Origin of the sequence: Sphaerisporangium perillae, from assembly GCF_023276435.1 — a bacterium.
GTDB lineage: Bacteria > Actinomycetota > Actinomycetes > Streptosporangiales > Streptosporangiaceae > Sphaerisporangium > Sphaerisporangium perillae.
Genome location: NZ_JALLPO010000009.1, coordinates 118039 through 137396 on the forward strand (window position 1 = coordinate 118039; position 19358 = coordinate 137396).

Here is a 19358-nt window from a genome sequence, read left to right on the forward strand (position 1 = left end):
AGGAGTTCTTGAGATGACACATCTAGTACAGGCGATCACGTTGGGCCTGCTGATCGGCGGGGTCTACGCGCTGATGGCCTCCGGCCTCACGCTGATCTTCGGCGTCATGCGGATCATCAACATCGCGCAGGGCGCCTTCCTGGTCCTGGTGGCCATGCTCACCTGGTGGCTGTGGCACGAGACCGGGATCGACCCCATCCTCGCGTCGGTGGTCACCACGCCGCTGATGTTCGGTTTCGGGTGGGTGGTCTACCGCCTGATGATCTCGCGGATCCGCGGCTCGTCCGCGTCGATGTCGGTCCTGCTGACGTTCGGCTTCGCGCTGGTCATCGAGGGCGTCCTGAACGTCGTCGCGGGCAACAAGTTCAGGTCGGCGACCCCTTCGTACTTCGAGGAGTCCTTCCGGGTGGGGGAGATCTCGCTGCCCAAGGCGCAGGTGTTCGGCTTCCTCGCCGCGATGGCCGTGCTCGGCGCCCTGTACTTCGTGCTGACCCGGACCTGGACCGGCCGGGCGATCCGCGCCGCCACGCAGAACCCGTCGGGCGCCGCCCTCGTGGGCGTCGGCGCCACCGGCACGGCCGCCCTCGCCTTCGCCATCGGCAGCGCCACCACCGGCGTCGGCGGGTCCATCCTGTCGGTGCTCTACCCGTTCTTCCCCGCCTCCCACTACGACTGGATCTCGCGGCTGCTCGGCATCGTGGTGCTCGGCGGGATGGGCAGCCTGCCCGGCGCCCTCGCGGGCGCGGCCATCCTCGGCCTGGCCGAGACGCTGACCGCGACCTACGGATCCCTGGGCTGGTCGACGCTGGTCTTCTACGTCGTGATCATGGCCGTGCTGCTCATCCGACCGCAGGGCCTGTTCGGCGCGAAGCTGCGGGAGGACGCGGTATGAACCGGCTGCGAGCGGTCCCCCGCGCACATCTCGCCGCCGGTCTCTGCCTGGTCGCGCTCCTGCTGTACCCGGTCGTCAACCCCTGGCAGCCCTACCCGCAGGCCGTCATGCTGCTGGGGTTCCTGCTGGCGATCCAGGCGTCGAGCTGGAACATCATCGCCGGCTACGCGGGCTACATCTCGCTCGGGCACAGCATGTTCCTGGGCCTCGGGTCCTACACCGCAGGCATCCTCGCGCTGCGGTGGGGGGTGAACCCGCTGTGGGTCGCGCCGATCGGCGGAGTGACCGCGGTGGTGGCGGCGGTGCTGATCGGCTCGGTCGTGCTGCGGACCCGCGGGCACGCGTTCGTGATCATCACGATCGCGATGCTGCTGGCGGCGCAGATCCTGGCGATCAACTCCAAGAGCCTCACCCAGGGGTCGGACGGGATCACCCTCGACCTTCCCTTCTGGGACCGCGACTTCCAGAACATCCCGTTCTACTATCTCTTCCTGGTGCTGCTGGTGCTGACGGTGCTGTTCAGCGCCTGGCTGAGGAGCACGAAGTTCGGCACGGGACTGGTGGCGATCCGGGAGGACGAGGGTAAGGCCGCCTCGATCGGCGTCAACACCACCCGCTTCAAGATCGTCGCCTACGGCGCGAGCGCGTTCTTCATCGGAACGGCCGGAGGCGTCTACGCGTACTACCTGACCTTCATCAACCCGGTCGGGTCGTTCGCGATCCTCGGCAGCGTGACGATCGTGCTCGCCGCGCTGGCGGGAGGCCGGGGCACGCTGTACGGCCCGGTCCTCGGCGCCTTCATCGTCAACCTGGTCAGCGAGGCGGCCACGGTCTACGGCGGCGGCAGCCAGTCGCGGGTGCTGCTGTTCGGGTTCGCCCTCGTGCTCGTGGTCCTGTTCCTGCCGCGAGGCATCCTGCCGACCGTCGAGGCCTGGTGGCGCCGGCGCCACCCCGTGGACGTGGAGTACACCGACCAGGCCGGCGCCCTCGCCCGGGCACCCGTCACGACGCGCGAGCGGGCGCCCGCCCCGGCCGCCACCGGGCCGGAAGGCGCGGCGGAGGGCGAGATCCTGCTCGACGTGCGCGGGGTGTCCAAGAGGTTCGGCGGCCTGACGGCCGTCGACGACGCGCGCCTGACGGTCCGCCGGGGCACCATCACGGCGCTGATCGGGCCGAACGGGTCGGGCAAGACGACGCTGTTCAACCTGATCTCCGGTGGCATGGCCGCCGACTCGGGTGAGATCTGGTTCGGCGGCAGGCGGATCGACGCGATGCGGCCCTGGGAACGGGCGCACCTCGGGCTGGGCCGGACCTACCAGGTCACCCGGCTGTTCAAGGAGATGACGGTCCAGGAGAACGTGGTCGCCCCCCTCCCCGACTCGCGCCCGCGGACGATGTTCGCCGGCGGCGTGCACGGCCACGAGGCGGCCCGGGCGCGAGAGCTGCTCGACATCGTCGGCCTCGGCCGCCTGGCCGGCGAGCGGGCCGGCGCGCTGTCCTACGGCCAGCAGAAACTGGTCGAGCTCGCCCAGGTGCTGATGCTCGAGCCCAAGCTGATCCTGCTGGACGAGCCGGCCGGCGGGGTGAACCCGAGCCTGCTGGGACGGCTCACCGAGGTGATCCGCGAGCTGAACGACGACGGGGTGACGTTCCTCATCGTCGAGCACAACATCCCCCTCGTCCTGGACCTGTGCGATCCGGTCGTCGTGTTCTCCCATGGCACGCCGATCGCCGAGGGGCCGCCTGGGCGGATCCGGGAGGATCCCCTGGTCCTGGACGCCTACCTCGGCGACGACTGGCGGCCTGCGGCCGGCGACGGCGGGCCGCGGACGCAGGGCGCGGCGACACGAGAGGCGGTGCAGTGACGTGCTGTCCCTGAACGGGGTCTTCGCGGGCTACGGCGGCGGGAGCGTGCTCCAGGGGGTCGACCTCGAGTGCGGCAAGCAGTCGATCACCTGCATCGTCGGCCCCAACGGCGCCGGCAAGTCGACCGTGCTCCGCGTCATCAGCGGCCTGCTCCGGCCGAGCAAGGGCGAGGTGTCGATGGACGGCGAGCCGATCGGCCACCACGCCCCCGACGAGATCCTGCGCAAGGGGATCACCCAGGTGCCGCAGTCGCACGCCCTGTTCCCGGCGATGTCGGTGCACGAGAACGTCCTGATGGGCGGCTACCTGATCCGCAAGGACCGCAAGCTGCTGCGGGAACGGCTGGACAGGGTCAAGGATCGCGTCCCCATCGTCGCGGCCCGGGCGCAGGAGCACGCGGGGAACCTCAGCGGCGGCCAGCGGCGGATGGTGGAGATCGCCCGGTGCCTCATGCTGGATCCCAAGGTGATCCTGCTCGACGAGCCGTCACTGGGGCTGGACCCGCGCAGCCTCGCCGGAGTCGCCGATCTGATCCACGAGCTCCACCAGGCCGGCACCACGGTGCTGCTGGTGGAGCAGAACGTCCGCCTCGGCCTCGGCCTCGCCACCCACGGCGTGGTGATGGAAGGCGGCAAGGTGCGGCTCACCGGCACCGCCGCCGAGATCAGGGACCATCCGGAGATCTCGTCGCTGTACCTCGGCGGCGGGGCGGGCCCGAGGGTCGCGAGCGGTCCCTGAGCCGTTCCCCTGGGCGCCTTGACAGTCGTTTCCGATGAAGGATATGCACTCGTTTGCAGAACCGGTTGTGAGAGCAGGGATCGACCATGGACGAACGCGTGAGCTCCGCCATCGCACACTGGGGGCCGCGTTTCACCACGAACGGCGTGACGGTCTCCGACTTCGAGCGGGTCACCCGGGGGATCGACCGCTGGGCGGACTGGTGCGCCTCCTGGTCCGCGGTGGCGGCCGAGCACGAGGCGCTGGGACGCGACGCCCTGTCCGGCGGACGGTTCCTCTCGGCCGGCGGGCATCTTTCCCGCGCGGCGGTCTACTACCACTTCGCGAAGTTCGTCTTCGTTGAGGACCTGGACCAGATGCGGGAGGCGCACGCGCGTGCGGTGGTGTGCCTCACCGACGCCCTGCCGCACCTGTCGCCACCCGGCCGGCGGATCGAGATCGGCTTCGAGGGCGCCACGCTGGCCGGCGTGCTGCGGCTTCCGGCCGGACCCGGACCGCATCCGGCGGTCCTGATGCTGGCCGGCCTGGACTCGACGAAGGAGGAGTTGCGGTCCACCGAGGAGACCTTCCTCGAACGCGGGCTCGCCACCTTCAGCGTGGACGGCCCGGGACAGGGCGAGGCGGAGTACGACCTGCCCATCCGGGGGGAATGGTCGCTGCCGGGAGAGGCGATGCTCGACGCGCTCGGCGCCGAGCCGGACATCGACGAGGCCAGGATCGCCGTCTGGGGGGTCAGCCTGGGCGGGTACTACGCGCCCCGGGTAGCGGCCGCGGCCGGGGACCGGGTGAAGGCCTGCGTCGCCCTGGCGGGGCCGTACGACTTCGGGGACTGCTGGAGCGGGCTCCCCGAGCTCACACGGCAGACGTTCCGGGTCAGGTCGGGCGCCGGTTCACCGCAGGAGGCCCACCGCATCGCCTCGACCCTGAGCATGGAGGGATGCGCCGGCGCGATCAGCGCACCGCTCCTGATCGTCTTCGGGCGCAAGGACCGGCTCATCCCGTGGCGGCACGCGGAGCGGCTCGCGGCCACGGCCGGCGGCGAGGTCGAGACCCTGATGCTCGAGGAGGGCAACCACGGCTGCGCCAACGTCGCGCCGTGGCACCGCCCCTACACCGCCGACTGGGTCGCGGAACGGCTCCGATGACTCCGGCGGGCCGGTGCCACGGCCGGGACCGGCGTCGTATTGACACAGGACAGATCACCTCCTACTTTTTGCAGCAAACGATTGCAGAGGCGGAGCCAGATGACTGAATCGACTACCGGCGCTTCCGATCCACGCGTCGGCTGGATCGGAACCGGCCGCATGGGCGTCGCGATGGCGGGGCGGCTCGCCAAGGCCGGCGTGGACCTCACCGCCTGGAACCGCACCATCTCCAAGGCGGAGCCTCTCCAGGAGCACGGCGCGTCGGTGTGCCGTTCGATCGCCGACCTGCGCGACAAGGACGTCGTGTTCACGATGGTCTCCACCTCGGCCGACCTCGAGCACGTGCTGCTCGGCGAAGGCGGGCTCCTCGCCGACGGCGGACGCCAGCCCGGCATCGTCGTCGACTGCTCCACCGTCTCCACCGAGTCATCGGCCGCCATGCGGCAGGCGTGCGAGGACAGAGGCGTCGGCTTCCTCGCCGCCCCGGTCAGCGGGAACGGCAAGGTCGCCAGAGCCGGCGGCCTGAGCCTGGTCGTCTCCGGACGGCGGGAGATCTACGACCGGGTCGCGCACCTGCTCGGGCACATCGGCAAGTCGGCCACCTACGTCGGGGAGGGCGAGACCGCCCGGCTGGTGAAGATCGCGCACAACCTGATGCTCGGCGTGGTGACCCAGTCCCTCGCCGAGATCACCGTGCTCGTGGAGAAGGGCGGCGTCTCGCGGCACGCCTTCCTCGAGTTCCTCAACGACAGCGTCATGGGCTCGACGTTCACCCGGTACAAGTCCCCCGCCTTCGTCAACCTCGACTACACCCCGACGTTCACGCCCGTCCTGCTGCGCAAGGACTTCGACCTCGGGCTCGCCGCCGCCCGCCGGCTCGACGTCCCCATGCCGCTGGCGGCGATCACCGCGCAGCTCGTCCAGGCCGCCGTCGGCAGCGGCCGGGTCGACGAGGACTTCGCCATCCTGCTCGACCTGCAGGCGGCCGTCTCCGGCCTCGACCTCAAACCCGAGAACGTCGCGGTCGACGACGGCCTCGGCACCGCGCGCGGGGACGAGCGGTCATGACGTCCGCGGCTCCGCTGCCCGCGCCCGGGCACATGGCGGTCGACTACGAGCAGCGGGTCGACTTCGGCCGGCTCCGGGACCACCGGCTGAGCCGGGCACGCGCCTCCCTGGCCGCCAGCGAGTGCGGCGCCTTCCTGCTCTTCGACTTCTACAACATCCGGTACGTCACCCAGACCTGGATCGGCGGGGCCCTCGGCGACAAGATGACGAGGTACGCCCTGCTCCCCCGGGGCGGCGAACCGATGCTGTGGGACTTCGGGTCGGCGGCCCGGCACCACCGGCTGTACAGCCCGTGGCTCGATCCGGCCAACTGCCACGCGGGCATGCTCGGCATGCGCGGCGCGATCGCCCCGACGGCCGGCCTGATGGTGGAGGCGGTCCGCCAGATCAAGGGACTCCTGCAGGACGCCGGCCTGGCCGACGCCCCGGTGGGGGTGGACATCGTCGAGCCGCCGTTCCTCTTCGAGATGCAGCGGCAGGGCCTGAAGGTCGTCGACGCCCAGCAGCTGATGCTCGACGCGCGGCAGATCAAGTCCCGGGACGAGATCATGCTGCTCACCCAGGCCGCCGCGATGGTGGACGGCGTCTACCAGGACGTCGTCGAGGTGCTCAAGCCCGGCATCCGGGAGAACGAGATCGTGGCGCTGGTCAACAAGCGGCTCTACGAGATGGGCTCCGACCAGGTCGAGGCGGTCAACGCGGTGAGCGGCGAGCGATGCAACCCCCACCCGCACAACTTCTCCGACCGCCTGATCCGGCCGGGCGACCAGGCCTTCTTCGACATCATCCACTCCTACAACGGCTACCGGACCTGCTACTACCGGACGTTCAGCGTGGGCAGCGCGACGGCGAGCCAGCGGGACGCCTACACCAAGGCCCGGGAGTGGATGGACGCGTCGATCAGCATGATCAAGCCCGGAGTGGGCACGGACCAGGTGGCCGCCGTGTGGCCCGCGGCGACCGAGTTCGGATTCGAGAACGAGATGGCGGCCTTCGGCCTCCAGTTCGGCCACGGCCTCGGGCTGGGCCTGCACGAACGGCCGATCATCTCGCGGCTCAACAGCATGCGGGAGCCGATCGAGCTCCAGGCCGGCATGGTGTTCGCGCTCGAGACGTACTGCCCCGCCAGCGACGGCTTCTCGGCGGCGCGGATCGAGGAGGAGGTCGTCGTCACCCCGGACGGCGCCCGCGTCCTCACGCTGTTCCCCGCCCAGGACCTGGTCATCGCCAACCCGTACTGAGAGCCCCCGCTACCCGAAAGAAGGCGTTCCGATGGGAGACAAGGCATTTCTCGGCGACCTGCTCACCGACCTCTACATCGGGGGCAGGGCGGTCCCGGCACAGGACGGCGGCCGCTTCGACGTGCTCGACCCCGCGACCGGGGAGGTCGTCGCCTCGGTGTCCGACGGCACCGTGCAGGACGCGATCGCCGCCGTCGACGCGGCGGAGAAGGCGTCGGCGTCGTGGGCGGCCACGGCTCCGCGCGAGCGCGCCGAGATCCTGCGGACGGCGTTCGAGCTCATGACCGAGCAGAGCGAGGACCTCGCCATGCTGATCTCCCTGGAGAACGGCAAGGCGCTGCCGGACGCGCGGGGCGAGGTGGCCTACGCCGCGGAGTTCTTCCGCTGGTACTCCGAGGAGGCCGTCCGGAGCGTCGGGGCGCTCGCCACGGCGCCCTCCGGCGCGAACCGGATCGTCGTCCTGCACCAGCCCGTCGGCATCTGCGTGCTCGTCACGCCGTGGAACTTCCCGGCCGCGATGGCGACCCGCAAGATCGGCCCGGCCCTGGCCGCCGGCTGCACGGTGATCCTCAAACCCGCGAGCGACACGCCGCTCACGGCGCTGGCGATGGCCCGGATCCTGGAGGCGGCGGGAGTGCCACCGGGGGTGGTCAACGTGCTGCCCGCGCGCCGGTCCGGCCCGGTCGTGTCGGCGATGCTGCACGACCCCCGCGTCCGCAAGCTCTCCTTCACCGGGTCCACCGAGGTCGGCCGCGTGCTGCTCCGCGAGGCGGCGGACCAGGTCATCAACACCTCGATGGAACTCGGCGGCAACGCACCGTTCCTGGTGTTCGCCGACGCCGACCTCGACGCGGCCATCGAAGGTGCGATGATCGCGAAGATGCGCAACGCCGGGGAGGCCTGCACGGCCGCCAACCGGTTCTACGTCGAGTCCTCGATCGCCGGCGAGTTCGGCAGGCGGCTGGCCCAGCGGATGTCGACGCTGACCGTCGGCCCCGGAACCGAGGAGGGCACCCAGGTCGGCCCGCTGGTGAACCAGGACGCGGTGGACAAGGTCGACGGCCTCGTGCGCGGCGCCGTCGAGGAGGGCGCGCAGACGGTCGTCGGCGGCTCCCGCCCGGACCGGCCGGGCTTCTACTACGACCCGACGGTGCTGGTGAACGTCCACCCCGGCTCGCCGATCCTGCGGGAGGAGATCTTCGGCCCGGTGGCCCCGATCGTCACCTTCGACGACGAGGCCGAGGCGATCCGGCTGGCGAACGACACCGAGTTCGGGCTGGTCGCCTACGTGTACACCGGCGACCTCGCCCGGGGACTGCGGGTGACCGAGAAGCTCGAGTCGGGCATGGTCGGCCTCAACCGCGGCCTGGTCAGCGACCCGGCGGCGCCGTTCGGCGGCGTGAAGCAGAGCGGCATCGGCAGAGAGGGCGGCCACGAGGGCATGCTCGACTACCTGGAGGCCAAGTACATCGCCGTCCAATGGTGACCCATAGTGACCGCTGAGATGCCCAAGGCAAGGGCCGAGCAGTAGGCACGCTTCGCGCAATGACGCTCGGGCCGTGTCTCTTCGGGGGCAAGCCCCCGAACCCCCGGCGAGGGGACGGCCGGCCCCTCGCGCTCCCCGGCCGTCACCAGGTCGCCGAAGGTCAACCCACGGCCGGTTCACTTCCTCGCCTGGACCCACGGCTCACTGACCGTGGCCACTTACAACAGTGGGGTCATTGGCAGCGGGAATCCATGATCATCGCTACCGTCTCCCGGCCTGTCGGGTGTTGTTGTCCAGTGGATTCAGGTCAGCCGGTGCCGCCGGGGGAGATCAAGCCGGTCTCGTACGCGACCACCACGGCTTGGACACGGTCGCGCAGGCCGAGCTTGGACAGGATGCGCGCGACGTGGGTCTTCACCGTGGCCACGCTGAGGGTCAGCTGGTCGGCGAGTTCGGCGTTGCTCAGTCCGGTGGCGAGCAGGCGCAGCACGTCCAGTTCCCGGGGCGTCAGCTGGGAGAGATCACGGTGGAGGGTGGGCCGCACGTTGTCGCGGCGGGCGAAACGTTCGACCAGGCGGCGGGTGATGGTAGGCGCGAGCAGGGCGTCGCCGGAGCGCACCAGGCGTACCGCGGCCACCAGGTGTTCGGGTGTGACGTCCTTGAGCAGGAACCCGCTCGCCCCCGCGGCGAGCGCGGCGTACACGTAGTGGTCGAGGTCGTAGGTGGTCAGGATCAGCACGCGGGTCTCCTCGGCGCCGCTCGCGAGGATCCGCCGGGTGGCCTCGAGGCCGTCCATCTGCGGCATGCGGATATCCATGAGCACGACATCGGGCCTGGTACGGCGCACCGCGGCGACGGCTTCGCCCCCGTCGGCGGCCTCGGCCGCCACTTCGATGCCGTCGGCGGCGAGAATCATGCGGAATCCCGTGCGTACCAGTGCCTGGTCGTCGGCGATGACGGCGCGCAACCGCTCGGTCATGCGGTCCTCCACAGGAGACGGGCCCTGATCCGGAATCCGCCCCCGGCCGTCCGCCCCGCGTCCAGAGTCCCGCCGTAGACAGCGAGCCGCTCGCGCAACCCGATCAGCCCCCTGCCGCCGCCGGTCCGCGGCCCGGCGCTCCGTGCCCCGCCGGTATCGGTCACCTCGATCTCCAGCCAGTCGCCGTCATGACCGATCGTCACGGACGCGGCGGCCCCGGCCGCGTGCTTGATCGTGTTGGTGAGGGCCTCCTGCACGACGCGGTAGGCGGCGAGGTCGATCCCGGGAGGCAGCGGCCCAGGCGGCGACACCTCGACGCTCACCGGCACGCCGGCGGCACGGACCCGTTCCACCAGGGCGTCAAGCTGGTCGAGCCCGGGTTGGGGTTCGAGCCCGTCGGAAGGCCCGTCGAGACGCTCGCCGCCCGGGCCGGCGAGCAGGCCCATGACGTTGCGCAGTTCGGCCATGGCGGCCCGGCCGCCGGACTCGATCGCGAGCAGAGCCTGCTTCGACTGTTCCGGCTCCACGTCCATGACCTTGCGGGCCGCGCCGGCCTGGATCACCATCACGCTGACATTGTGGGTCACCACATCGTGGAGCTCGGCGGCGATCCGGGAGCGCTCCTCCGCGACAGCCCTGCGCATGGCGTTTTCCTGCGCCTGCTGCAGCTCGGCGAGCCGATTCCGGCTGGCTCCCAGCTGTCGCCGCCAGAAACGGACGAAGCTCCCGAAGACGCCGACGCTTAGCATGACGACGAACGGTCCCATCCAAATCGGCAGCGCAGGCGCGACGTCCCGGAAGGCGCCACCGGCGAGCCCGGCCGCGAGCACGAGGCCACCCATCGCCAGGAACCTGTTACGGCTGTGGGCGACGGCACCGTACGCGGCGACAGCGCAGGTCAGCACGGTGATCCAAGTGGCACCCGCGTGGGTGGCCAGCGCCGCGGCCAGCACCACCCAGAAGGTGATGAGCGGGTACTGGCGCCGCGCCGCCAGCGGCAACGCCGTCAGCGCCACCAGGAACGCGGGCGGGTCGTAGGGCAGAGGCTGGGCCGGCGCGTTGCCGGACGGGTCGCCAGAGACTGGGGATGGGCCGTTGGACAGGACGCCAGGAGGTGGTGGGGAGCCGGTCGGGGAATCAGGAACTGCCGGGAGATCAGGAACTGCGGGGAGATCAGGAACTGCAGGGAGATCAGGAACCGGCGGTCGGGGCGAGAGGGCAGGTCGGAGCCGCAAGTACTCGATCACATCGGGCTGATACGCGATAGGGCCGATCACTGGATATCTCGCCGATACGGCCACCGCGATGACCGTCAGGACGATCGCGACCACCACGTCGGCGGCGAGTGCTTTGCGAGACGCCCTTGGGGGTCCGTCGCCACTCAGCCCCGGCGTGCCCCGGACGCCACGCCGGTCCGGGTAGTCCTCGTCCAGCCGGCTGTCCAGGTCGAGCACATGCCGCCACCACGGCGGTCGTTCACCGGTTTCCACCGGCACATTGTCACGCCTGCCTGTCCGTCCCGCATCGGCCGTTATGACGGGGCTCACGGTCTTCGGGAGTACATCGCAGGGATGACCTCGCGGCCCTTCGTTCTCAGGAGGTACGCGATCTCGATATGACGGCCGACGCGCACCGGCATGGGCAGTGCCTAGTTTCGTTCCCGCCATCCCGCCGCTCTGGAGCCGCGGTTCCGGCCCGGGCCTCGACGAAAGCATCGAGGCGCTGTTCATGACCACCTTTCGGACCACCTCTCAGGAGGACACAGCGTGACCTCTGTCCTAGAAGCCCAGGCACTGGGCAGGAAGTACGGCAAGCGCTGGGCGCTGCGCGAGTGCACCATCGACATCCCGGTGGGCCACGTCGTGGGGTTGGTGGGTCCCAACGGAGCCGGCAAGACGACGCTGCTGAAGCTGGCCTGCGGTCAGCTCGAACCGAGTGCGGGCGGCGTCACCGTGCTCGGCGGCCGGCCCGGGGACACGCCCGCGCAGCTGGCCAAGGTCGGGTTCGTCGCCCAGGACACCCCCGTCTACGCGGGACTGACCATCGCCGAACACCTGCGATTAGGCGCCCGGCTCAACCCCCGCTGGGACGAGGCCATGGCACGGGAGCGCATCGCGCAGCTCGGCCTCGCCCCCGCCCAACGGGCGGGCAAGCTGTCCGGCGGCCAACGCGCCCAGCTCGCCCTCACCCTGGGCCTGGCCAAGCGGCCCGAGCTGCTGATCCTGGACGAACCGGTCGCCTCGCTCGACCCGCTGGCCCGCCGCGAGTTCTTGCAGGGCCTGACGGAGGCTGCCGTCGCGCACAAGCTGAGCGTGCTGCTCTCCTCCCACCTGGTCTCCGACCTGGAACGGATCTGCGACTACGTGATCGTCCTTGCCGACTCCCGCGTCCAGATGGCCGGGAAGGTCGACCAGATAATGGCCGGCCATCACCGGCTCACCGGCCCACGCCGCGACCCCGACCGGCTCCCCGCCGACCAGCACGTCATCTCCGCCAGCCACACCGAGCGACAGAGCACGTACGTGGTCCGTACCGACACGCCGATCCACGACCCCGCCTGGACGGTCACCCAGCTCAGCCTGGAGGACCTCGTCCTGGCCTACATGGACAAGCGCACCGCCGACAACCGGCGAGCCGCCCTGGAGGTGCAGCGATGATCTGGCTGACCTGGCGCCAGTTCCGCGGCTCGGCCACGATGATGGCCGCCGTACTCGTGGTTCTCGCCGCCGCCCTGGCCCTGACCGGCCCGAATCTGGCCTCCGACTACGCTGCCGGGATCGCCGGCTGCACCCCGGACAACACCTGCCTCGACTTCTTCGACCGGTTCTTCGGCGAGTACGACATCCCCTTCCTGGCCCTCACCCTCGTCGTGCTGATCCTGCCGGCGCTGGTCGGGCTCTTCTGGGGAGCACCGTTGATCACCCGGGAGCTGGAGGCGGGCACGCACCTGCTGGTGTGGAACCAGAGCATCACCCGCGGCCGCTGGCTGGCGGTCAAGCTCGGGCTCACCGGCCTGGCGGCCATGGCCGCCGCCGGCGTGTGCGGCCTCGCGGTCACCTGGTGGTCCGACCCTCTGGACAAGTCGGCCGTTCCGGAAATGGCGCAGATGGCTCCCGTGGTGTTCGGCGCGCGCGGTATCGCCCCGATGGGGTACGCGGCCTTCGCCTTCGTCCTCGGGGTGACCGTGGGCATGCTGGTGCGCCGCACGCTGCCCGCCATGGCCCTCACCCTGGCCGTCTTCGCCGCGATCCAGCTCGCCATGCCGCTGCTCGTCCGTCCCCACCTGATGCCCCCGGTCCCCGGGACCTTCGAGCTCGGCCGGGAGAACATGGACGGCCTCGGCGCGCCGGGAGGCGGATCCCTGCAAATCTTCCTGAGGACGTCGGCCGTTCCCGGCCACGCGGGCGCCTGGGTCCTGTCCAGCAAGCTGGTCGATCCGTCCGGACGTACGATCTCCAGCGGAGATGGAAGCTCGGGACCGTCGTCGACGATCGTGCGGGCCGTCCCGGTCTCCACGACGTCGGGACCCTGCTCACTGCAGGGACTACCCGCGGAGGGGTGCACGGCCGAGATCAACCGGCTCGGCTACCGGCAGCAGGCGACCTACCAGCCCCTTGAGCGCTTCTGGCCCTTCCAGTGGATCGAGACCGGGATCTACGCCCTGCTCACCCTCGGCCTCGCGTGGTTCTCCTTCTGGTGGCTCCGGAGACGCCTGTCATGACCGCCGTCAGAACCGCCGCCGCCGGGCTCGCGCTCCTGCTGGCGGCGGCCTGCACCGCGCCGACGCCGCCGCGCGGCCAGGCAGGCACAACAACTGGTACGGTCTGCGCCCCGCCCCAGGCACCCCCAGGGGCGGAGACGGCCACCACGATCGACATCATCGAGCAGGCGTACTTCTGCATCCTCGGCAACTACTACAGCGGCGCCACGCTGGACGCCCGCTCGCTGCTGACGGCTGGATTCGTCGCCCTGACCCAGGAGCTCAACCACGACGGGCGCGACGTGCCCGGGGCGACCATGCCCGCGCTGACCGGCGACCGCAAAGCCGACTGGGCCGCTTTCGAGACCACCTACCGCAAGATCACCGACCAGGCCCCCGACCTGCGCGACAAGCTGACCGCCGTCACCCTGCAGGCCATCGTGGCCGCCCTCGGCGACAACCACGCCGACTGGAAGCACCAGGACAAGCGGCCGCCCGACTACTACGACGGCGACGGCTACGGCCTGGGCCTCGAGGCGAACGTCAACGGCCCGCAGGTGGACACCAACCCCGGCGCCGCCGTCGCCCCGCTGTTCGTCGCCACCGTGCTCGGCGGCGCGGCGCAGGCCGCTGGGCTGCGCCCCGGCGACATCATCGAAGCGATCAACGGGTCGGCGCCCTTCATCGACGGCGAGGCCACCCCCGCGATCGCCGCCCTCTACCCGAAGTATCCGGAGGCGCGGCCGGTGCGGCTGCGGCTGCTGCGGCAGAGCACCGGCCGCCGCTGGAGCGTGACGCTCAAGCCCGGCCTCTTCCAGCGCGATCTGGCCGGCCTGCAGGTGGTGCGGTCGAAGCTGCTGGACGACGACATCGCCTACGTACGGATGACCGGATTCGCCCCCGACTCCGCGAACCGGGTCCTGCGGGCGATCACCAGGCTGCGCACCGGCCGGACGCTGTCCGGCGTCGTGCTGGACCTGCGCGGCAACGGCGGCGGCAGCCCCGTGGAGGCGGCCCGGCTGCTGAGCGCGTTCGTCCACGGCAAGAACACCGCCTACCAGTGCACCGTCGACGGCACATGCCAGGCCACGCCGACCGACGACACCGTCGAGCTGCTTCACCTGCCGCTGGTCGTGCTCACCGACCGCGACTGCGCCTCGGCCTGCGAGCACTTCAGCGCCGCGGTCAAGGACCTGCGCATCGGCCGGCTTGCCGGCACCAGGACCGCCGGCGTGATCTCCGGCCCGGCGCAGGGGTACCTGCTCGCCAACAACACCCTCCTGAGCTTCCCCGCCAGACACCACCTCGGGCCCAACCGCGAGGTGATCGACCGGATCGGCGTGCCGCCCGACCACTACGTGCCCCTGACCCCGAAGGACGCGGCCGCCGGACGCGACCCCGCCCTGGCCAAGGCACTGACCTTGCTGCACGCGTGAAGGGATCTCGCCATGAGAAGACTCCTGACCCTCGCCGCGGGACTGGCCGTCCTCGCCGCGTCCGCCTGCTCCGCTCCCGCGCCGCCCAGGTCCGACGCCCCGCCGGCCAAACCGCCCGGCCCCGCCACCCTGCCCGCCCCCACCGGCCCCCGGCCGGTCGGCACCACCGCCCTGCATCTGACCGACACCTCCCGCCCCGATCCCTGGGACCTCGACGTCGACGCCAGGGAGCTCAAGGTCACCCTGTGGTATCCGACCAAGCAGCGCGAGGGGGAGCGCGCGCCGTACATGACGGCCAAGGAAGCGGAACTCCTCCTGAAAGGCTCCGGGATCGCGACCACGCCGTACGACACGCTGAGCAAGACGCGCACGAACGCCGTCAAGGACGCCGACCCCGAGGGGAAGAAGCTTCCGCTGGTGGTGCTCTCCCCCGGCTTCACCAAGCCGATGAGCACGCTCACGTCCCTGGCCGAGGATCTCGCCAGCCGAGGGTACATCGTGGCCGGGATCGACCACACCTACGAGAGCTACGCCACCACCCTGTCCGACGGGCGGGTCGCCGAATGCCTCGCCTGCGACAGCGACACCGACCCGGGCTCCCACGCCGCACTGGTCCAGGGCCGGGCCGCCGACGTTTCCTTCGTCCTCGACCAGCTGACCTCCACCTGGGACCGGTCCGGTTTGATCGACCGCACCCGGATCGCGATGGTGGGCCAGTCGATCGGCGGGGCCAGCGTCGTGGCGGCCATGGTCAAGGACCAGCGCATACGCGCCGGGATCGACATGGACGGCACCAGTTACGCCCGGATCCCCAAGAGCGGGTTCTCCCGGCCGTTCATGTTCCTGGGTTCGCGAGACCACGTCCCGGGCGGCCCCGACAATTCGTGGGACCGTGACTGGAAGCTGCTGACCGGGTGGAAGCGCTGGCTCGTGCTGTCGGACGCCGAACACCAGTCCTTCACCGACATCCCGCTGGTGGCAGACGTCATCGGCATCGAACCTCTCCCTGGCATGCTGCCCGCGGCCCGTGGCGCAGAGCTCACCCGCACCTACGTGGCGGCCTTCCTCGACCAGCACCTGAAATCACAACGACAACCCCTCCTGGACAAGCCGTCATCACGCTACCCCGAGGTCACATTCTGCCCCGCGACCTGCGGTCAATCCTGAGACCCTGCGCATCTCGATGTGCGGGTAGCCGGCCCCAGCACGGGCGATGCCCCGACCACTGGGCCGACCAGTGACCGGCCGGCGGCCAGCCGCTACGGCGTCGTGATCGGGGTGGCGGTTGCCGCCGATCCCGTGGGCGAGGGTGTCGTGGAGGCCTGCGGGTGGGCATGTCGCCCGGGACTGACCCCATCAGGGAATAACACGCGTTCGTCGGCCCGCTCCGGGGTCGGCGACACCCGCGTCGTTCTCAGAGGTCTGAGGACTCGATGGCGGCGAGGACCGCTTCGGGGGTGAGCGGGAGGTCTCGGACGCGTACGCCGATGGCGGCCGTGACCGCGTTGGCGATGGCCGCGGCCGTCGGTCCCTGGGCCGCCTCGCCGGCTCCCACCGGCGGCAGCCCCGGGGCCTCGACGAGTTCGACGGAGATCTCCGGGGACTCGCCGAACCGCAGGATCGGGTAGCTCTCCCAGTCGTCGCTGGTGATCCTTCGCCGGTCGAACCGCACGCGTTCCTTCAGCGTCCAGCTCGCCGCCTGGGTCGCTCCCCCCTCGATCTGGTTGCGCACCCCGTCCGGGTTCACCACCAGGCCGACGTCCACGGCGATGGTGAGCCGGCGGACGCGGATCTCGTGCTCGGCCTCCACCTCCGCGACCACCGCGCAGTAGGCGCCCTTGTCCTTGTAGCGGGCGAACCCGAGGCCGAGTCCCGTCCCCTCCGCCACCGGCGCCCCCCAGCCGGCCGCCTCGGCGGCGGTCTGCAGGACCTTCCGCCCCCGGGCGTCCCGCAGATGCGCCAGCCGGTACCGCAGCGGATCGATCCCCGCGGACAGCGCGAGCTCGTCCATGAACGACTCGATCGCGAACACGTTCATGAAGGCGCCCAGGGATCGGATGGCAGACGAGCGGATCGGCGTCTCCAGCAGCCGGTGGCCGGTCACCCGGCGGTGCGGGAAGTCGTAGATGGGCACCGCGTTGCGCAGCGTTCCCGCCCCGGCGGCGACGGGAGGGTCGGCGGGCGCGGGGTAGCGCCAGGGCCGTTCGAGGTAGGCGCCGGCGAGGAGGCCGGGCACCCCGAGGTAGCCGGGACGGCTGGTGTGTCCCTGGCTCCACACCTCGTACCGCCAGGACCGCACCGCGCCGGACTCGTCGACCACCGCCTGCACGTCGGCCGACATGGCCGGTCCGAAAGGCGACCACGCGAGCTCGTCGCGCCGGCTCCACTGCACGTGAACCGGCCGGCCGGGCACGCGGCGGGCCAGCAGCACCGCGTCGAACGCCGCGTCGTCGGCGGCGTTGTGGCCGTAGCATCCGGCGCTCTGGACGTGCTCGACATCGATCCTTTCCGCGTCGATGTCCAGGGCGAGCGCGATCGCGGCCCGCAGCCCGTGGATGCCCTGGCTGTGGCTCCAGACCGACAGGGTGCCGTCGTCGTTCCATCGGGCCACCCCGCAGCTCGGCGCGATCGACGCGTGCGCGAGGAAGGGCCGGCTGTAGCTCGCCCGCAGGGGCCGCCCGGCCGACGCCGGCTGCCCGGCGGCCGGCGGATGGTCGAGATCGGTGGCCGGTGGCCGCTCGGCGGTCCGCTCGGTGGCCGGTGGCCGCTCGGCGGTCCGGTCGGTGGCCGGTGGCCGCTCGGTGGCCGGCGCCTCGGTGGTCTCGTGCGGGCCGGAGCGCAGGAAGCCGCGCAGGTCGTCCTCGTCGGGCAGGGTGTCGTGCTCCTCCCAGGTCGCTGCGGCCCGCAGCGTCTCGAGGGCGCGCGTGACCTCCGCCTCGTCGGCCCCGATCACCCCCAGGAACGAGCCGTCCCGCACCAGCTCGACCGGCAGGTCCGCGAGCCGGGCCGCGTCGAGGTCGGTCAGCCTCGCACCGGGCGACGGCGGCCGCAGCACCCTGCCGAACAGCTGCCCGGGGAGCCGGAGATCGTGGATGAACCGCGGCAGGCCGGCGACCTTGCCGGGCAGGTCCAGCCGGGGAGAGCTCGTGCCTACGAGCACGGGCGGGCCGCCGTGCGTGAGAGGCCCCTGCGGATCGGCGGGCACGTCGAGGTCCACGACGCCCGCCAGCGCGCCGTAGGACGTGACCCGCTCACCGTGGCGGATGCGGCCCGCCAGTACGGTGACCCGCTCGGCGTCGACGCCCCAGCGGCGTGCCGCCTCGGCCACGAACCTGGCCCGCACCTGGGCGCAGGCCGCGCGCACGGCGGGGCCCGCCTGGGCGATCGACATGCTGCCCGCCGTCAGGCCCTCGTCGGGGCCGTGGAGCGTGTGGGCCGGCGGCATCAGGACCTGGTCGAGGCCGACACCGAGCTCGTCGGCGGCGATCTGGGCCAGCGCGGTGAGGATCCCCTGGCCGAGCTCCACCTTTCCCACCCGCACGCTGATGACGCCGCCCGCGTCGACGCTCACCCAGCGCGACAGGATCGGGTTCGCCGCGAGATCCCTCGGCAGGCCGGCGGTCCATACGGCTTCGCGTTCGGTGGTCATTCCGCGGCCTCCTGGGATCCGGCCCTGAGGACGGCGCGCACGACACGGCGCTGGACCCCGCAGCGGCACAGGTTCCGGTCGAGCGCCTCTATGACGGCCTGCTCGCCGGGCGCCGGGTCCCGGTCGAGCAGGGCCGCCGCGCTGACGAGGATCCCCGAGACGCAGTAGCCGCACTGGACCGCCTGCTCCTCGATGAGCGCCCGCTGCACGCGGTGCAGGGCGTCCCCGGGCGCCAGCCCTTCGACGGTCACGACGGTCCGGCCGGCGGCGGACCACATGGGCGTGTCGCAGGACGGGACGACCTGGCCGTCCAGCAGGACGAAGCAGGCGCCGCACTGGCCCATCCCGCAGCCGAACCTTGCGCCCTTCAGGTCCAGCTCGGCGCGCAGGACGTGCAGGAGTGGCGTGTCCGGGTAGGTCTCGACCCGCACGCGGCTTCCGTTGACGGTGAGCTCGAACACCTCGGTCACGGAATCGGCCCTTCGAAGACTTCCGGGTGGTGGGAGAGCTCGATGCGGGTCCGCCGGATGTGCCCGGCCAGGCACCGCTCGGCCTCGTCGGCGTCCTGCCGTTCGATGGCGTCGAGGAGCAGCCGGTGCTCGGCGTTCACGATCCAGCGCCTGGCCTGCCCGCTCAGGTGCATGTACGCCCGCCGGTAGTGCTGGGTTGAGTTCCACAGTCTGACGACCATCGAGGAGAGCTGCTCGATCGCGCATCCGGAGTAGGTCAGCAGGTGGAACTCGCGGTCCAGCGCGAGGAACTCCCCGATGTCGCCGTTGGCCTCTATGCGCTCCTGGAGCCCCTCCAGCCGGCGCAGGTCGTCCCGGGTCAGGTGCTGCAGGCTCTCGGCCAGCGCGAGCGGTTCGAGCCGCTCGCGCATCCGGTAGATGACCTCCACCTCGTGCATGTCCAGCTTGGGCACCCGGGCGCCCTTGTGCGTGTGGTGCTCGGTGAGCCCTTCGGCCTCGAGCATGCGCAGCGCCTCGCGCACCGGCAGCCGGCTCGCCCCCAGCCGCTCGGCGACCTCCTCCTGGCGGATCCGCTCTCCGGGCGCGATCTCGCCGCTGAGGATCGCCGCGCGCAGGTGGTCGGCGACGCGCCGGCTCGCCACATCGCTCCGCGCCCCGTTCACGGCCGGCTTCTCCTGTCCTGGCACAT

16 protein-coding genes are annotated in these 19358 nt (G+C 71.3%); 11 read left to right on the top strand and 5 right to left on the bottom strand.

Annotated elements, in window-relative coordinates; translation table 11 throughout:
- The first annotated feature begins 13 nt into the window (after nucleotides 1–13).
- The 7 genes from MYF83_RS11005 (at nucleotide 14) to MYF83_RS11035 (ending at nucleotide 8436) form a co-directional block, all read left to right on the top strand.
- Nucleotides 14–892: a branched-chain amino acid ABC transporter permease gene (locus MYF83_RS11005; RefSeq protein ID WP_248960147.1), complete on the top strand. Its 879-nt coding sequence runs from the start codon at nucleotides 14–16 to the stop codon at nucleotides 890–892.
- Nucleotides 889–2757 carry a branched-chain amino acid ABC transporter ATP-binding protein/permease gene (locus tag MYF83_RS11010; RefSeq protein WP_248960148.1) on the top strand — a complete coding sequence of 623 codons (1869 nt, stop codon included), beginning with the start codon at nucleotides 889–891 and terminating at the stop codon, nucleotides 2755–2757. Before MYF83_RS11005 ends, MYF83_RS11010 begins: the two co-directional genes overlap by 4 nt.
- 1 nt (nucleotide 2758) lies before the next feature.
- Nucleotides 2759–3496, top strand: a complete 738-nt coding sequence (locus MYF83_RS11015) for an ABC transporter ATP-binding protein (RefSeq protein WP_248960149.1) — start codon at nucleotides 2759–2761, stop codon at nucleotides 3494–3496.
- Nucleotides 3497–3582: 86 nt separating this feature from the next.
- The gene (locus tag MYF83_RS11020) at nucleotides 3583–4641 is read left to right on the top strand and encodes an alpha/beta hydrolase family protein (protein WP_248960150.1); all 1059 of its coding nucleotides are present in this window, start codon (nucleotides 3583–3585) and stop codon (nucleotides 4639–4641) included.
- A gap of 99 nt (nucleotides 4642–4740) precedes the next feature.
- A complete protein-coding gene (locus MYF83_RS11025) occupies nucleotides 4741–5709 on the top strand; it encodes an NAD(P)-dependent oxidoreductase (RefSeq protein ID WP_248960151.1) in 969 nt (322 codons plus the stop codon).
- Complete coding sequence (locus tag MYF83_RS11030; RefSeq protein WP_248960152.1) at nucleotides 5706–6950, top strand: M24 family metallopeptidase; 1245 nt, start codon at nucleotides 5706–5708, stop codon at nucleotides 6948–6950. Before MYF83_RS11025 ends, MYF83_RS11030 begins: the two co-directional genes overlap by 4 nt.
- A gap of 31 nt (nucleotides 6951–6981) precedes the next feature.
- Nucleotides 6982–8436, top strand: coding sequence for an NAD-dependent succinate-semialdehyde dehydrogenase (locus MYF83_RS11035; RefSeq protein ID WP_248960153.1), 1455 nt, complete (start codon nucleotides 6982–6984; stop codon nucleotides 8434–8436).
- A gap of 307 nt (nucleotides 8437–8743) precedes the next feature.
- Here MYF83_RS11035 and MYF83_RS11040 read toward each other — a convergent pair whose 3' ends face one another.
- Both MYF83_RS11040 and MYF83_RS11045 read right to left on the bottom strand, forming a co-directional pair.
- Entirely contained in the window at nucleotides 8744–9415 is a 672-nt protein-coding gene (locus MYF83_RS11040; RefSeq protein WP_248960154.1) for a response regulator, read from the bottom strand.
- Nucleotides 9412–10869, bottom strand: coding sequence for a sensor histidine kinase (locus tag MYF83_RS11045; protein WP_248960155.1), 1458 nt, complete (start codon nucleotides 10867–10869; stop codon nucleotides 9412–9414). The genes MYF83_RS11040 and MYF83_RS11045 overlap by 4 nt, the downstream gene beginning before the upstream one ends.
- A gap of 312 nt (nucleotides 10870–11181) precedes the next feature.
- Here MYF83_RS11045 and MYF83_RS11050 point away from each other — a divergent pair, with 312 nt between their 5' ends.
- From MYF83_RS11050 to MYF83_RS11065, 4 genes are read left to right on the top strand one after another with little or no spacing between them, the layout of a single operon-like run.
- Entirely contained in the window at nucleotides 11182–12072 is an 891-nt protein-coding gene (locus tag MYF83_RS11050) for an ABC transporter ATP-binding protein (RefSeq protein ID WP_248960156.1), read from the top strand.
- Nucleotides 12069–13136, top strand: coding sequence for an ABC-2 membrane transporter-related protein (locus MYF83_RS11055; RefSeq protein WP_248960157.1), 1068 nt, complete (start codon nucleotides 12069–12071; stop codon nucleotides 13134–13136). The genes MYF83_RS11050 and MYF83_RS11055 overlap by 4 nt, the downstream gene beginning before the upstream one ends.
- Nucleotides 13133–14551 (top strand): S41 family peptidase, encoded by a 1419-nt coding sequence (locus MYF83_RS11060; RefSeq protein WP_248960158.1) that lies wholly within the window; start codon nucleotides 13133–13135, stop codon nucleotides 14549–14551. The genes MYF83_RS11055 and MYF83_RS11060 overlap by 4 nt, the downstream gene beginning before the upstream one ends.
- Before the next feature lie 12 nt (nucleotides 14552–14563).
- Nucleotides 14564–15718, top strand: a complete 1155-nt coding sequence (locus MYF83_RS11065; RefSeq protein ID WP_248960159.1) for an alpha/beta hydrolase family protein — start codon at nucleotides 14564–14566, stop codon at nucleotides 15716–15718.
- 247 nt (nucleotides 15719–15965) lie between these two features.
- On the opposite strand, the gene MYF83_RS11070 is transcribed toward MYF83_RS11065, so the two are convergent.
- The 3 genes from MYF83_RS11070 to MYF83_RS11080 are packed head-to-tail and all read right to left on the bottom strand — an operon-like array spanning nucleotide 15966 to nucleotide 19332.
- Entirely contained in the window at nucleotides 15966–18200 is a 2235-nt protein-coding gene (locus MYF83_RS11070; RefSeq protein WP_248960160.1) for a xanthine dehydrogenase family protein molybdopterin-binding subunit, read from the bottom strand.
- Nucleotides 18197–18670 carry a (2Fe-2S)-binding protein gene (locus MYF83_RS43680; protein WP_248960161.1) on the bottom strand — a complete coding sequence of 158 codons (474 nt, stop codon included), beginning with the start codon at nucleotides 18668–18670 and terminating at the stop codon, nucleotides 18197–18199. Before MYF83_RS43680 ends, MYF83_RS11070 begins: the two co-directional genes overlap by 4 nt.
- On the bottom strand, nucleotides 18667–19332 hold the full coding sequence (locus MYF83_RS11080) for a GntR family transcriptional regulator (protein ID WP_248960162.1): 666 nt from the start codon (nucleotides 19330–19332) through the stop codon (nucleotides 18667–18669). The genes MYF83_RS43680 and MYF83_RS11080 overlap by 4 nt, the downstream gene beginning before the upstream one ends.
- Nucleotides 19333–19358: the final 26 nt, after the last annotated feature.

Coding starts and splice junctions, on each gene's coding strand:
- MYF83_RS11005 (WP_248960147.1), top strand. CDS start 14: ATGACACATCTAGTACAGGCGATCACGTTGGGCCTGCTGATCGGCGGG.
- MYF83_RS11010 (WP_248960148.1), top strand. CDS start 889: ATGAACCGGCTGCGAGCGGTCCCCCGCGCACATCTCGCCGCCGGTCTC.
- MYF83_RS11020 (WP_248960150.1), top strand. CDS start 3,583: ATGGACGAACGCGTGAGCTCCGCCATCGCACACTGGGGGCCGCGTTTC.
- MYF83_RS11025 (WP_248960151.1), top strand. CDS start 4,741: ATGACTGAATCGACTACCGGCGCTTCCGATCCACGCGTCGGCTGGATC.
- MYF83_RS11030 (WP_248960152.1), top strand. CDS start 5,706: ATGACGTCCGCGGCTCCGCTGCCCGCGCCCGGGCACATGGCGGTCGAC.
- MYF83_RS11035 (WP_248960153.1), top strand. CDS start 6,982: ATGGGAGACAAGGCATTTCTCGGCGACCTGCTCACCGACCTCTACATC.
- MYF83_RS11040 (WP_248960154.1), bottom strand. CDS start 9,415: ATGACCGAGCGGTTGCGCGCCGTCATCGCCGACGACCAGGCACTGGTA.
- MYF83_RS11055 (WP_248960157.1), top strand. CDS start 12,069: ATGATCTGGCTGACCTGGCGCCAGTTCCGCGGCTCGGCCACGATGATG.
- MYF83_RS11060 (WP_248960158.1), top strand. CDS start 13,133: ATGACCGCCGTCAGAACCGCCGCCGCCGGGCTCGCGCTCCTGCTGGCG.
- MYF83_RS11065 (WP_248960159.1), top strand. CDS start 14,564: ATGAGAAGACTCCTGACCCTCGCCGCGGGACTGGCCGTCCTCGCCGCG.
- MYF83_RS11070 (WP_248960160.1), bottom strand. CDS start 18,200: ATGACCACCGAACGCGAAGCCGTATGGACCGCCGGCCTGCCGAGGGAT.